The sequence below is a fragment of the Pseudomonas sp. PDM32 genome, assembly GCF_019219225.1.
Taxonomy (GTDB): Bacteria; Pseudomonadota; Gammaproteobacteria; order Pseudomonadales; family Pseudomonadaceae; genus Aquipseudomonas; species Aquipseudomonas laurylsulfatiphila.
Map to the genome: position 1 here is coordinate 102,964 of NZ_JAHUWE010000005.1, position 13,829 is coordinate 116,792.

Genomic DNA, 13,829 nt, shown 5'->3' on the forward strand with positions numbered 1-13,829 from the left:
ATCCTCACTCGTCGGCCTGGTCTTGGATCAGTTGGTTGTAGGCGACCTGGTCAAGCATTCGTGCAAGCGCAGCCGGATCAGCAGGTTGAAAACGGAAGAACCAGCCTTCGCCGAACGGGTCTTCGTTGACCAGTTCCGGGGTGTCAATGAGCTTTGAATTGGCTTCGACGATGTCGCCGGCGAGTGGCATGCCGATGGTGCTAGCGGCTTTGACGGATTCAAGCACCGAGACCTCAGCACCGGCTTTAAAACTTCCCAACTCCGGGACCTGGACGAATACCACATCCCCCAGCGCCTGCTGGGCGAAGGCGGTGACACCGACGGTGACAGTGCCGTCAGCTTCGATACGCAGCCATTCGTGATCCTCAGTAAAACGCAATTCGCTCATATCTAATCCTCATTGTTCTGACTCATCCACGGCGGGTGGTGGATGGCGATAGGCAGGCTCGACTTCGGTAGCGAGCGCGTCCAGTGAGGAATTAGCAAGGGCAATGCCAACTAATATTAGTTCTTTTAAATCATATAGTTATGATTTTTTTAAGGCATTAATTAGAATTAGCCGTATTGAAATAAATACAATTGTCCGGGCTGGCAGAAAGCGAAAGCCGAGGTAGACAGGTCGCAAAGGTTTTGTCGTGATTTCGATACTGCGTATTGATTTGCGTACAGTGTTCTTTTGGTAGCAACGAACATGCACCCCGCCCAAGACTTCAAGGCCTACCGGGAATACGGTACTTGCGCAGTCGGATGGCAATCGCACTGTGTGAAGTCTGCAAACGCACCGCCAGTAGCCGGCTGGAGGGGTAGCTGCTGTAAAGCTGCTCAAGGAGGTTTTTCTCAAAACCTGCGACAGCCTCCTCCAAGCTCGTTACCTCTGCAGTGCTCTGCCGCTCCACCGCCGTGCGCGCAATGTCCAGATCGTCGAGATCCACCAGAGGGGTTTCACAAATGGCTGCCGCCCGGAAGATCACGTTTTGCAGTTGTCGCACGTTGCCCGGCCAGCGATTGCCGAGCAGGGCGGGAAAGGTGCTGGGTGCCAGGTGGCAAATCGGACGCTGGATCTGCGCACAGGCCTGCCGCATGAAGTGCTGGGCCATCAACAGGATGTCGTTGCCGCGCTCGCGCAGCGGCGGCACCTGCAGGTTGAGCACGTTGAGGCGATAGAACAGGTCCTCGCGAAAATGGCCTTCGCTAACCATTTTTTCCAAGTTGCGGTGTGTCGCACTGAGGATCCTTACGTTGACCTTGACCTCTCGATCCCCGCCAACCCGACGGAAACACCCATCGCTCAGAAAACGCAGCAGCTTAGCTTGCAGATACGGCGACATTTCCCCGATTTCGTCGAGGAATACCGTACCTTGATCGGCCAGTTCCAGCAGGCCAAGCTTCCCGCCCCGTTGCGCGCCAGTGAAGGCGCCCGCGGCGTAGCCGAACAGCTCACTCTCGGCGAGGTTCTCTGGCAATGCCGCGCAGTTCAAAGCGAGGAACGGCGCGTCACACCGACTGCTGATCGCATGACAGGCGCGGGCCACCAGCTCTTTACCAGTGCCAGTTTCGCCTTGAATTAGCAGCGGTGCATCGAGCACTCCCACGCGATGGGCGCGAGCCTTGAGTAGATGAATGGGAGGGGAATCACCGAGCAGCGCATCAAACCCATCGGCATGGTCATGGCGCAGCGCCGACAGACGCTCGACGATTCGGCTCGGCTGGTAGAGCGTTATTAAAGCGCCGGCCTCAGTGATCGGCATGGCATCGAGCAACAAGGTCTGCCCACCGAGGCTAACCTCTCGCATCGGCAAGCGAAAAGCATGTTCGATCAGCGAAGTCAATAAATCAGAATCATTGAACAGCTTGGCCAGTGACTCACCCGCAGGCTCGCACCCGCACAAAGTAATCAGCGCAGGGTTGGCCAGCAGCACATGGCCGCATTCATCCACCGCCAGCACCGGGTCGGAACTGGCGGCAAGCAACGCATCGAGCTGCAAGTGTCGACGCTGTCCAGGAAGGATGTCGACCACTTTCACCGCCTGCACGCCCTGCACTTCGAGAAGGGCCTCTCGCAACTCTTCCAACACCTCGACACCAAGCGTCGGAGCATCAATGTAAACATTCGGCGGGACCATCTCCACAGCATCCAAATTGAAACTGCGCCCGCAAAGCAGGGCTAGTACTTCCTGGGTGATACCAACTCGATCGATGAAAGTGACGTGGATGCGCATAGGTGACCTAACGAGGGTGCGTTTGACTTGGCGAAAAGCTGTTACCGATATTCCGGGGTAGTAGCCCAGCCTCAGTGATCTGAGGGGCAAAACCTCATGCCGAAATTTCTGGTACGCCATGGCTGCCGAGCCAAAATTTATTGACAGGTAAGACAATAGCCTATAATTGTACTGGTACATAACTCACGCTGTACCACAAACCTTGATGATGTCGGAGCAAGCATGACCATTCCACTAGAAACCCATCTGACTATCGGCGGCCTGATTTTTCCGAACATGGATCAGTGCGACTTCACCGGCCCGTTCGAAGCGTTGGCGCGTGTGCCAAATTCGACCTTTTTAACTATTTGGAAGGACAAGGAACCGGTTCGTGATCTTTTCGGAATGCTGTTGCTGGCTGACACGACGTTGGATGAGGCTCCACAACTCGACGTACTGCTTGTTCCAGGCGGATATGGCCAGGAAGACTTAATGCACGATGAGGTCGTGCTGTCTTTTCTCCGAAAGCAAGCCGCAAACGCAAAGTACGTTTTCTCAGTTTGTACCGGCGCATTGTTGTGCGGCGGGGCTGGACTGCTTGAGGGGAAGCGCGCGACAACTCATTGGACTGCCATGGAAACACTCCCGTATTTTGGAGCCATCCCAAGTGATGAGCGCGTTGTCATTGATGGGAAATTTGTCAGCGCTGGCGGAGTGACTTCCGGGATAGATGGTTCGCTGGTACTGGCTTCGTTGTTGCGAGGAGACACAGTAGCCCAGGAGCTACAACTCTATATGGCTTACGATCCGGAACCGCCATTTCAGGCGGGCTCACCAAAAAGCGCCCCCTCAAATGTCTTGCGCGCGGTCACAGAGCGGGCAGGGCCAATTACGGCCAAGCGTCTCGGAACTGCTCGGGCTTATCAAGCCGCACGAGCCAATAAAGCATTGGCCGAAGCGTAGGTTCACGGCGGGGGGTTAGCTTTCTACACGGAGAGCGAGGCGATCAATGCCAACCGAAGTACTTGGTGGCATTGATCCTTTTTTTGCTTCTAGCTCAAGCGGAGAGTGTCGTTGCCACTGCGTGGCGCGCAGCGAGAAGTGCGTCAACAAACACAATGCTCTGTTGCGGAGTCATTTTTGAGGAAGTGATCCTAATGCCTGACTGGGGGGCGACACAGAAATCACGCCCCGTACGCACGAGCCAACCAGCATCAAACAGCCGCTCAGCAACTGCACGCTCATCGGCGATGGGTAACCACAGATTAAGCCCTGCACCCCCATGCACGCGAAAACCCTTTTTCCTCAGCAAAGTAAGCAGCGCTGTATGGCGCTCGATATAAGCTGCGCCACCTGTGCTGAATTTTCTGCGCATCGCTGGACTAGTGAGAAGCTGCAGAGCCAAACGTTGCAAGAACGTACTGACCCAGCCCATTCCAACAGCCTGTCTGTTTTCGAGGCTCTCTATTGTCTGAACGTCCCCAGTTGAAACTGCGAGTCGATAGTCAGGCCCCAAAAATTTGGATAACGACCTGACAACGAGCCAGGGGCCATCATCCCGAACATGCCAAGAGTTGTAAGGGGCAAGCTGTAGAAGGCTGGAATGATCGTCATCTATGAACAGAACATCATCGGCATTGGCAGCGATCTCTTTCAGTGCCAATGCGCGCTCTTTCGAGGTCGAGATGCCGGTTGGATTCTGTGCACGGCTACTAAACAAAACAGCCTTTACGCCCCCATCAAGCGCTGACTGCAAGCTTTCTGGCAGGATTCCGTGCTGATCGAGCGCAAGCGGTACCAGTTCAAATCCCATCAAGCGCGTCAAGGCTAGCAAACTCATATAGCCGGGATCCTCTACACCAACTTTGTCACCCGGAACGAGCCCGGCCGCGTCGAGGGCGCGCTCGATCAAATCAAGAGCGCCGGCGGAAACAAAAATGCCCTTATCCACGGGTACACCGTCCGCCGAGAAGCATTCCACTGCCCACTTCACGAATCCTGGGTTATTCCGCTGCTCACCATAAAGGTGATTCTCCAGATTCATACGAGAGAACGCGTCGCGAATATCGTTTTCGTCGGGAAGAAAGGCTATATCAGGGTTGCCGTCACGCACCGACATCATCTGAGGGAGGCCGGATTCGGACGATGGGCCGGGCGAAGACTGGTTCGCGACGATCGAACCGCGTCTCCCATCAGACACCACCAAGCCTGTCATCTGTAATTGACGATAAGCAACAACCACAGTGTTTTTGTTGACGCCTAGGTCAGCGGCAAGGCTGCGCACTGTGGGAAGGCTTTCACCAGGCTTAAGACGATCATCCAGGATGGCCTGCTCAATCGCACGCCGAATCGACTCTGCCTTGCCTTCAGCAATTTCATGGGGTTGCAGCTTGAACATACAAATCCTCGACTAACTCTTTGCGATCGCTTAACCCACTCGGGGGATTTTGTTTAGCGAACGACTGACTCCTAGGCACGTAGACATACTCTAACTCGAACTGGGACAAACCTACACACAAAGACGCACCGTTCAGATGCATGAAGCCAAAATGCTAGGACAAAAAAGGTGCGCGACTCATGCCTAAGACATACGGTCGTATTTGATGACGACCATTTGTACCTTTTCTGTTGACCTGAATGGCGTGCCGCTATAAATTCTACTGGTACAAAAAATATAACGTACCAGTACATGGCTATTTCTGCCGTCATGTCTAGGTTCGGCTTCTTGTTTCCTAACATAGGAATCCCATCGTGCCCCTAAGTCTGCGTGACCCCATAGAACTGACGCGACACCTGGTTTGCACCAACACGATCAATCCCCCCGGCAATGAAGGCGAGCTCGTCAATGCTTTGGAGCTGGCTCTAAGCTCATTGGGACTTGCAACGCTGGTCCAATCGATTGGTAAGGGACGGTCTAATCTTCTCGCATGGAACGCCACGGCATCCGGATCGAGATTGTGTTTCACAGGCCATCTCGACACAGTCCCATTGGGGGCTGCCCTATGGACCCACAAGCCATTAGGTGGCGAGGTGATAGACGATCGTCTTTACGGTCGCGGCTCTTCAGATATGAAAAGCGGTATTGCAGCGTTCCTTAGCGCGCTGGAAAGATTCAAGACTACGAATGGTTTTATGCCACCAGTCTTGGTCGTACTGACCGCTGGTGAGGAGACTGGCTGCGAAGGGGCTAAGCGCTTATGTGAGCTTGACCTGCCCGGCATGGACGTTGGCGCACTGCTCATCGGTGAGCCCACCTCGAACCGATGTGTTGTTGGCCACAAAGGCGCACTCTGGCTAACAGGCAAAGCAAACGGGAAAACTGCGCACGGTGCCATGCCTGAACTTGGTGATAACGCTATCTACCACACTGTAGATGCGATCCAAAAATTGCGGCAATTCGACTTTGACACTCCGGTCGATCCATTGCTCGGCAACCCGACCTTGAATGTTGGCACGATCTCGGGAGGCATGAATGTCAACTCAGTTCCCGACATCTCCGCCTTCACCATCGATATTCGCACCGTATGCGGGATCTCGCATCACGACTTATGCGGCAAGGTTGGAGCCCATATCGGCGATAAAGTGCAGCTCTCAGCGGATGTCGACGTTCCGGCACTTTCGAACGATCTTTCCAACCCATGGATTCGCCAGGTAACAGAAACTGTCGAGTCAGTTACTGGTGAGAAATCACAGGCACGAACCGTTGCCTTCTTTACCGACGGCCCTGTACTCAGAGAGGTATTTGGCGACGTACCAGCAATTGTACTTGGCCCCGGAGAGCCCTCTTGTGCGCATCAAACAGATGAATGGTGCAGTGTGGAGCGCATTCATGAGTGCGTAAATATTTATTCCAGAATTCTGGAGGACTGGCAATCGTGAATACCATTCATCAAGTATTCCAAGCGGATTTACGGATGGGCGAAAAATCGTCAGCAGTCGATTCATTCGAAAAGTGCATGGCTGAGAAAAATAGAATGTTGATAACGCTCAGCGCGGTCTTCTTCACTTACTATTTTGCTTTCATCATCGGCGCAGGCTGGTTTCGAGATATCTATGTATTACCGCTGATTGGAGGGCTTAATATAGGAACTGCCTTTGCATTGTCGCAATATTTCTTTGTTGGAGGTCTCGCGTTGATTTATGCATATCGCATGAAGCGCATTGATGCTCAGATAAAGTTGTTTGCCAGCACCTGGAGAGCAGACCATGAACATAATTAAATACTGTACTGCCGGATGTGGCGTTATGCTAATAACAGTCCATGCAAATGCAGCAGATTTGGTACCAGAAGAATACAAGCCTCATGCGTTTTCTGCGTTTTTGACGGTCATTTTACTGACGCTAATCATCACATGGCTGGCTTCAAAGCAAGGAAAAAGCACCCGTGATTTCTACACCGCTGGCGGAGGAATCTCTGGGGTTAAGAATGGTTTGGCGATTGCTGGCGACTATCTATCTGCCGCGGCGTTTCTTGGGGTATCAGGTCTAATCGCACTCTATGGGTTTGACGGCATAATTTACCTTGTAGGTTTCTTTGTAGCATTAATGCCTGTTCTTCTATTTGTTGCTGAGCCATGTCGAAATCTTGGCCGCTATACATTTGGCGATGTACTTGCGTATCGTTATGACTTTCGCACGTCTAAGATCCTGGCCGCTACGTCAAGCGTGGTAATTGTAATTGCTTACATGATCCCCCAAATTGTTGGTGGCGCGGTCTTGCTCTATGCCTTGCTAGGCGTGAAGTATGAGGTTTCCGTCGTCGTCGTTGGGGTACTGATGCTCGCATACGTTACACTTGGCGGGATGACGGCAACAACTTGGGTACAAATTATCAAGGCTGGCCTGCTGCTTACCGCTTGTGCAGGGCTAACAATTCTGGCGCTTTTACCGCTCCATCTCAATATCGCAGACTTTTTCGAGTCGCTGATAAATCAAACTACGCTATTCGATTATCTTGCGCATGGTCGCGCACTTGTTACGGGTGAGGATGCAAAGCTCGTCACGAAAACATTCTTCGAGCCGGGCTTGTACCTGAAAAACCCAATGGAGCAAGTCTCGTTAGGTTTGGCGCTTACGCTCGGAACCGCCGCATTGCCTCATATTCTCATGCGGTTTTTCACTGTTCGTGACGCACAAACCGCACGTAAGTCTGTGCTGTGGGCCATGCTTGCGATTGGGGCATGTCATTTACTCATAATTTTCCTGGGCTTCGCCGCGGCTTATTATGTGGGAAGCTCGAACATCATCGCTGGTGAGAAAGGCGGCAACTTGGCAGCTCCGTTACTGGCGCAGTTCCTCGGAGGCGGATCACTTACGGCATCAGGCAACATACTGCTTGGCCTAGTAGCTGCAGTTGCGTTCGCTACGATTGTTGCGGTCGTTGCAGGATTAACCCTCGCAGCTGCATCGTCGCTGGCGCACGACATCTACGTAGGAGCAATCAAAAAGGGCGAAGCTACAGACCGGCAGCAGATGATTGCAGGGAAACTTGCAGCGATTATTGTAGGTGCAGTTGCTATTTTCGCGAGCCTGTTAGCCAAAGGGCAAAATGTGGCACAGTTGGTCGCACTTGCTTATGCCGTTGCAGCATCTGCCAACCTTCCCGCCTTGATAGGTACGCTTTACTGGAAACACTGCAACATATTTGGTGTTATCTGTGGAGTACTTGGTGGAACGTTAACTGCAATAGCTCTTGTACTCGTTTCGCCTAACATGCAATACCCATTGGCCATTCGAGCAGATACTACGTTAGCTATGAATAACCTAACTGACGAAATTCGGACGCTAAAACTGCGTCTTGATGAGCCAAACCTCAACCAGAACGAAATCGATTCCCTTACCTCAAAAATTTCCAAGGCACGCGTAAATCTACAGGCGAACAAGGATAAATTTGACGCTACTGGCACACAAACAACAAGTTTGGTTGGTTTGGAAAAGCCGCTGATCAGTTTGAAAAACCCAGGAATAATTTCCGTTCCACTCGGTGCACTCTTTCTAGTATTGGGATCTTTGCTCTACCGGCGGCGGATAGATGCTGATGAAAAATGGCGGGCTCTAGTGTTTCGACGTGACAGTGGTATCGGAGTGGAAGAGGCTGTTAATCATTAACATGATCTAATATGTTTCATCATTGTACTCTTAACGACAAAAAATACATGGAAGTTGTTGTAGTGTGCGGTAGCTGAAGGGCCGCATCCCCAAAGCGCACCACAACCGCACGCTCGAATTACCACTTGGCATCGATGCTGGCTCCCGAATCCTTTAAGGAGCCAGCACCTTTTCACGCGTCTCAACACACAAATCAAAACTTGTCTAAGCAATTATTTCGGATTCATCACACTCTAAAGGCAAGTGGCAGCTGATTTGACTAATGCCATAGGTTTATAAGTAAAAACTAGAGACTTATAACTCACGCAATAGAGCCAATCACTGAACCGGTGGAAATGAATCTGGGCCAAGAACACAACTATAAAAACGAGAGGAGCTTCACAATGAGCAAGTTCACCTTGACCCTAGCCGTGGCTGCGGGGGTTTTGACGCAGCAGGCAGTCGCTGCAGGCTTCATCGAAGACAGCAAGGTATCCGTCAGTTCGCGAACCATTTATTACAACGCCGATGCTCGCGAAGGTCCGAGTACTCCTGCTAACAATCAGCGAGAAACCGCTGAGGGACTCAAGTTCGATTTCCAGTCAGGCTTCACCCAAGGTGTCGTCGGTTTCGGTTTTGACGCCCAGGCGCTGGTCGGTATCCATCTGGACGGTGGCAAGGGCCATCACCCGGACAATAACTCTTTCTCTCCTAGCGATTCTGATGGCTCGGCAGTGGATGAATGGAGTCGCCTTGCGGGCAACGTCAAAGCTCGCTTCTCCAAGACAGAGGCCCATTACGGTAGTGGTCTGCAGCCAAACATGCCGATCCTAATTGCGAACGACACTCGCGTGCTGCCACAAACTTTCGAGGGTGGCACCGTCACCTCGAAGGAAATCGACAACGTGACCTTCAACGTGGGTCAGTTGGAGCACGCGACAGGTCGCGCCTCGAGCAACAGCACCGGCCTGGCGGTGAATGGTGGTACCCAGGAAAGTAACCAGTTCCGTTATGCCGGTGCTGACTGGAAGGTCACCAAGGACCTGACGCTGCAGTACTACTATGCGAACCTAGAAGACTACTATAAGCAGAACTTCCTTGGCTTGGTGCACGTTTACCCGATCAGCACAAACCAGTCGTTCAAGACCGACATTCGCTATTTCGATAGCAGTTCCGATGGCAAGAACGGCGATCCGGGTTACACATTCAATAACAACGGTGGGTTCGCCAAGAACCCAGGCGAGGTCGATAACAAGACCTGGAGCGCCATGTTCACTTACACCCTAGGTGGCAACGCCTTCCTGGTCGGTCATCAGCGCGTCAACGATGACGGCGGCTTCGTCTATTTGAATCAGGGAAGCCTGCTCAATAACAGCGGCCACAATTACGGTTCCGGTGGTGCAAGTTTCTACCTGTTCACCGACGCCATGATCAACAGCTTCGTCCGTGCCGGTGAAAACACCACTTTCGGTCAGTACACCTACGACTTCGCCTCGCTGGGCATTCCAGGCCTGAAGGCTTCGGCCGCCTATCTGCGCGGTGAAAACATCAAAGCTACCAATGGAATAGGTAACGACCAATCCGAATGGGAGCGCGACCTGCGCGTTGATTACGTGATTCAAACAGGAGCGTTGAAAGGGTTTGGTACGACACTGCGTCACGGCACGTATCGTGGCGATACCAATATCAGTGCCCAGGACCAGACCCGTCTGATCTTCAATTACACCTACAGCTTTATGTAATCGGCGTCTCTGCGGGAAAAAGCCTTGCCTTTTGGTGAGGCTTTTTTTTCGCGCAATTTTTTGTTCCAAAAAGCCCGGCCTGTTTCAGGACCTTTGTGCTTTGTCCTACTCAATCTGTAACCGAGGGTACTCTGTGTCTCTAGACCATCTTAACTGGAACGATCTGAGGATCTTTCTGGCCGTTGCGCGAACTGGCAACTTGCTGAAGGCAGCACGCAAGCTGAGCATCGACCAATCCACGGTCAGTCGGCGCGTTGCTCAGCTTGAATACGTTCTTGGCGGCAGCTTGTTCGAGCGAAATCACATGGGGTTTGCTCTAAATGGATTTGGCGGAGAATTGCTTGAGTCGGTGCAAGAAATGGACAACAGCTTTGCGGCGCTGACCGCAACGCTTGAACGGAGATCAAATGCTCTGCATGGTCCAGTGCGCATTGGCACCATGGAGGGCATTGCATCGCTATACCTCAGCAGCAGATTGGTGGACCTCAATCGTGAATTTCCAGCCATAACTGTCGAACTTGTCACCTCTGCGCAGCAGCTGTATGTCTCTCGTCGAGAAGCTGATGTATTTCTGGGCTTTTTCAAGCCTCATGGAAAAGGCCTCGACACTGAGCATATGGGGCGGTTTTCACTCCATCTGTATGCTGCCCCTAGCTATATCGAGCAGTACGGCGCCCCTGAGAACGCCGGGGAATTATCTCAGCACAAATTTGTGGGCTATATCGGTGATCTGATTCATATCAATGCTGTTCGTTGGCTTGAAGAGGTAGTGGATAAACCGACTTATGCTTTCCAATCCTCCAGCATGCTCGCGCAAATGTTTGCTGCCGCGGCGGGCGTCGGAATAGTGCTACTACCCGAGTTCGCGGACGCTAGCCGCTTCGGGCTACGTCGGCTATTAGCTGAAGACGTCCGCGTAACCCGAGACTTATGGCTAGGCGTACACCATGAACTACGATACATACCTCGCGTTAAAGCGACGGTCAGTTTCCTCGAGACTCTCCTTCTTAAGGATCCACTATTCGCTCAAACCGATTGATAGCCTGACATCTGACAGCGGTGTCACTCCAGACTCCGTCACGATGCCGACAGCCCTGAAGTAAAAGATGTCCTAGCGACTCAAATATCCCAGGGCATCCTGAAACTGATCAGGCACAAAGCCCCGATATTTCCGATACCAGTGCACTCAAACTCGGTCTCGCCGGATTAGGTTGCGACATCTAGGCTTTTCGTCGCCGAATGGCTGGCCTCGGTCATTGTTTTGCCCCATGCAGCGGGCTCCGTGGGTCAAAGCACCAGGCAACGGAGCTCATGACCTAAGAACTCGATACCACACAGTAAGCGTATTCTGGGGGGGGGGGGCAGACCAATGATCGGTATTGCGACAACAAAGATCAGATGCGGAATTGTTTAACAAGTGCGTCAAGCCTGCTACCAAGTCCAGCGACACTTCTTGCGGTAGCGGCGCCCTTTTGAGTTTCTTGTGCAACCATTTCAGCCGCTAGGGCAATACTGGTCATGCTTTGATTGATCTCCTCAGCGACTGCTGTTTGCTCCTCGGCGGCGGTGGCAATCTGAGCACTCATGCCATTGATAGTACTGACTAGTTGAGCCATAGCGTCTAACGAATCACCTGCCTCGTTAGCTTGATCGCCGGAAATTTTGCCTTTTTCACTGGAGCTAACCATCGCTTTCACGGCAGCTGAGGTGCCTGATTGGAGGCGATTAATCATGCCTTGAATTTCTTGGGTACTGTTTTGTGTCCTGCTTGCGAGAGCTCGCACTTCATCCGCGACCACTGCAAAACCACGGCCAGCCTCTCCTGCTCGAGCCGCTTCAATAGCAGCATTCAACGCTAACAGATTGGTCTGCTCGGCGATTGAGCGTATGACGTCAAGCACACCGACAATTGACTGCGCATCGTGCTGAAGCCGGTCTAACGATATGCTCGTCACCTTCACGTCTTCAATCAATGAATGAATACTCCCGATTCCTCCATTTACGACCTTCCGGGCAGCAGTCCCAACCTCATCTGTTTCTTTAGCGGCAGTAGCAGCGCTTTGAGCACTACGAGCGATTTCGTGTGACGCAGCAGACATTTCATGCACCGCTGTCGCGACTTGGTCTGTTTCTAGTTTTTGGCGATCCATCACGAGTTCAGTTTGTTGTGCTTGGGCGGCCATTTCCTTTGAATGCTCAGCAAGATCGCGAGTGACCTCGACAATCTGCCTCACCACCCCATGAATTTTTTCGACAAACTGGTTAAAGGAATCGGCTAGGGCTCCAAGTTCATCTTTGCTGGTGACAGGTAGGCGACGAGTCAAATCACCTTCACCGGCGGCGATATCATCGAGATTGGATTGGATAACCAAGACAGGTTTGATAATCGAATTACCCAGGATCACAGCGATGACCGCAATCAAGAGCAGTAACACCAGGTCCGCAATCACAATACCTGTGGCTAGAGTATTGATTCGAGTGTATTGGGTTTGCGCAATGCGACTGACTTCCTCCTCAATGTCATCAAGGTTTACCGCGGAACCGATCATCATGTCCCACTTGTCTAGGAGCACTGAGTAACCGAGCTTCGGAACCGGCTTGTCACTGCCTGGCATGGGCCAGTCGTAGCGCAGGAAATGTTTACCCTCACGCGCTAGCTGGTTCAGTTCACGGATAACGTAAACACCGTTAGCGTCCATTGCGTTATAAAAACTAATACCTATGTCGATATCCTTGTCAGCCCAAAACAGTCGCACGATGTCTCGATCATATCCAAAAAAATAGCCCTGTTCTCCATAGGAGAGCTTGCGCAGGATCTGTACTGCGCGATCTCTGGCCTCCACGTCGCCAAAGCTCGAGCTGTCATAGATGGCTTTTACGGAAGAGACAGCCATCTGGACATGGTTTTCGAGCGCTGCACTACGTTCTTTTAACAGTAGTTGCCGGGCTTGCTCGACCTCCTCCTGAGCCAAGCGAAATAGCACGGTTATTGAGACCGCACTCACTGCCACGGCAAGAACAAAGGTAGGGACAAGCGCCAGAAGGATAACCTTGCTACGAAGTTTCATATGACATAACCCCCGAATTGGTGCGTGGTCCAATTCCGTTTCTGCAAGTCATGCAGTTGAGGGGTATCGATAGATTGCAGGAGCCTGCTGTCAAAGTAGCTTCTAGTCATTATTTTTCCGAAAGTTAAGGCGCTGACTCACGGAGTATCGGCGGCATAAAGCGTTTGCCATAACCGGCGTTTTCGCAATCAGCATTGCAAAAATGCAACTACCACTTGCAGCGGGCCGTCACTTGAATCGCTCTTCGTATAGCTACTGGGAGTGTATTAAGAGTGACGACAGAGGGGGGGATAAGTGCAGAGCCGATTTTTCGATAACGCTACTCTCTGCTCGATGCGGTGCTTTGATATCTACTATGCGAGATTAGCTACTGCTGCAGCACAGATGGTACCCGTTTGACCACGCAAGGTATGTAGGACGGCTACTCCAGCATTTGGCAGGTAGCCACTCCATCTATTACTCGCGCGTAAAAATGTCAGATCTGCTACGGGAAATGGTCTGCATCTGTTGGCGTAACGGTAGCTTCGAGTCCAGTCGTATGTACTGTATTGCATGGCGCTGCGTGTTGGGATGAGTACGTCCGTCATAACTCATTCGCCCAGTTCTGGGTTAAAAAGCTGGTAAAGTGCCACCCGCCGCATCGATGTGGTGAAAATCGTAAAGTCGATTGCTTGGGGGCAATATGCGTTGTGTCCTATACCTCGTTATGCCCCCCTTGGGTGACATAACTACCC

At 52.1% G+C, this 13,829-nt stretch carries 9 protein-coding genes and 2 pseudogenes; 6 read left to right on the plus strand and 5 right to left on the minus strand.

Annotation, left to right across the window (positions count from 1 at the left end; genetic code table 11):
* Positions 1–4: 4 nt before the first annotated feature.
* Positions 5–388 carry a glycine cleavage system protein GcvH gene (gene gcvH / locus KW846_RS11165; RefSeq protein ID WP_177054718.1) on the minus strand — a complete coding sequence of 128 codons (384 nt, stop codon included), beginning with the start codon at positions 386–388 and terminating at the stop codon, positions 5–7.
* A gap of 322 nt (positions 389–710) precedes the next feature.
* Complete coding sequence (locus KW846_RS11170) at positions 711–2,219, minus strand: sigma-54-dependent transcriptional regulator (RefSeq protein ID WP_218482280.1); 1,509 nt, start codon at positions 2,217–2,219, stop codon at positions 711–713.
* Between the two features lie 222 nt (positions 2,220–2,441).
* Here KW846_RS11170 and KW846_RS11175 point away from each other — a divergent pair, with 222 nt between their 5' ends.
* Positions 2,442–3,161 (plus strand): DJ-1/PfpI family protein, encoded by a 720-nt coding sequence (locus KW846_RS11175; protein ID WP_218482281.1) that lies wholly within the window; start codon positions 2,442–2,444, stop codon positions 3,159–3,161.
* Positions 3,162–3,255: 94 nt separating this feature from the next.
* Here KW846_RS11175 and KW846_RS11180 read toward each other — a convergent pair whose 3' ends face one another.
* A complete protein-coding gene (locus KW846_RS11180; RefSeq protein ID WP_218482282.1) occupies positions 3,256–4,596 on the minus strand; it encodes an aminotransferase class I/II-fold pyridoxal phosphate-dependent enzyme in 1,341 nt (446 codons plus the stop codon).
* Between the two features lie 353 nt (positions 4,597–4,949).
* Here KW846_RS11180 and KW846_RS11185 point away from each other — a divergent pair, with 353 nt between their 5' ends.
* From KW846_RS11185 to KW846_RS11205, 5 genes are all read left to right on the plus strand, one after another.
* On the plus strand, positions 4,950–6,077 hold the full coding sequence (locus tag KW846_RS11185) for a M20 family metallopeptidase (protein ID WP_218482283.1): 1,128 nt from the start codon (positions 4,950–4,952) through the stop codon (positions 6,075–6,077).
* Positions 6,074–6,418 (plus strand): DUF485 domain-containing protein, encoded by a 345-nt coding sequence (locus tag KW846_RS11190; protein ID WP_168426229.1) that lies wholly within the window; start codon positions 6,074–6,076, stop codon positions 6,416–6,418. Before KW846_RS11185 ends, KW846_RS11190 begins: the two co-directional genes overlap by 4 nt.
* Positions 6,405–8,306 carry a cation acetate symporter gene (locus KW846_RS11195; RefSeq protein ID WP_218482284.1) on the plus strand — a complete coding sequence of 634 codons (1,902 nt, stop codon included), beginning with the start codon at positions 6,405–6,407 and terminating at the stop codon, positions 8,304–8,306. The genes KW846_RS11190 and KW846_RS11195 overlap by 14 nt, the downstream gene beginning before the upstream one ends.
* A gap of 383 nt (positions 8,307–8,689) precedes the next feature.
* Entirely contained in the window at positions 8,690–10,027 is a 1,338-nt protein-coding gene (locus tag KW846_RS11200; RefSeq protein ID WP_218482285.1) for an OprD family porin, read from the plus strand.
* A gap of 133 nt (positions 10,028–10,160) precedes the next feature.
* Positions 10,161–11,066 carry a LysR family transcriptional regulator gene (locus KW846_RS11205; protein WP_218482286.1) on the plus strand — a complete coding sequence of 302 codons (906 nt, stop codon included), beginning with the start codon at positions 10,161–10,163 and terminating at the stop codon, positions 11,064–11,066.
* Between the two features lie 355 nt (positions 11,067–11,421).
* Here the strand turns inward: KW846_RS11205 and KW846_RS30420 are convergent.
* Positions 11,422–11,916: pseudogene (locus KW846_RS30420) on the minus strand (methyl-accepting chemotaxis protein); the annotation flags it as partial.
* 363 nt (positions 11,917–12,279) lie between these two features.
* Positions 12,280–13,095, minus strand: a pseudogene (locus KW846_RS30425) (cache domain-containing protein); the annotation flags it as partial.
* Positions 13,096–13,829 lie beyond the last annotated feature (734 nt).

Bases quoted from the DNA above. Each gene is read 5' to 3' on its own strand.
- KW846_RS11195 (WP_218482284.1), top strand. From the start codon at position 6,405: ATGAACATAATTAAATACTGTACTGCCGGATGTGGCGTTATGCTAATA.
- KW846_RS11200 (WP_218482285.1), top strand. From the start codon at position 8,690: ATGAGCAAGTTCACCTTGACCCTAGCCGTGGCTGCGGGGGTTTTGACG.
- gcvH (WP_177054718.1), bottom strand. From the start codon at position 388: ATGAGCGAATTGCGTTTTACTGAGGATCACGAATGGCTGCGTATCGAA.
- KW846_RS11175 (WP_218482281.1), top strand. From the start codon at position 2,442: ATGACCATTCCACTAGAAACCCATCTGACTATCGGCGGCCTGATTTTT.
- KW846_RS11170 (WP_218482280.1), bottom strand. From the start codon at position 2,219: ATGCGCATCCACGTCACTTTCATCGATCGAGTTGGTATCACCCAGGAA.
- KW846_RS11180 (WP_218482282.1), bottom strand. From the start codon at position 4,596: ATGTTCAAGCTGCAACCCCATGAAATTGCTGAAGGCAAGGCAGAGTCG.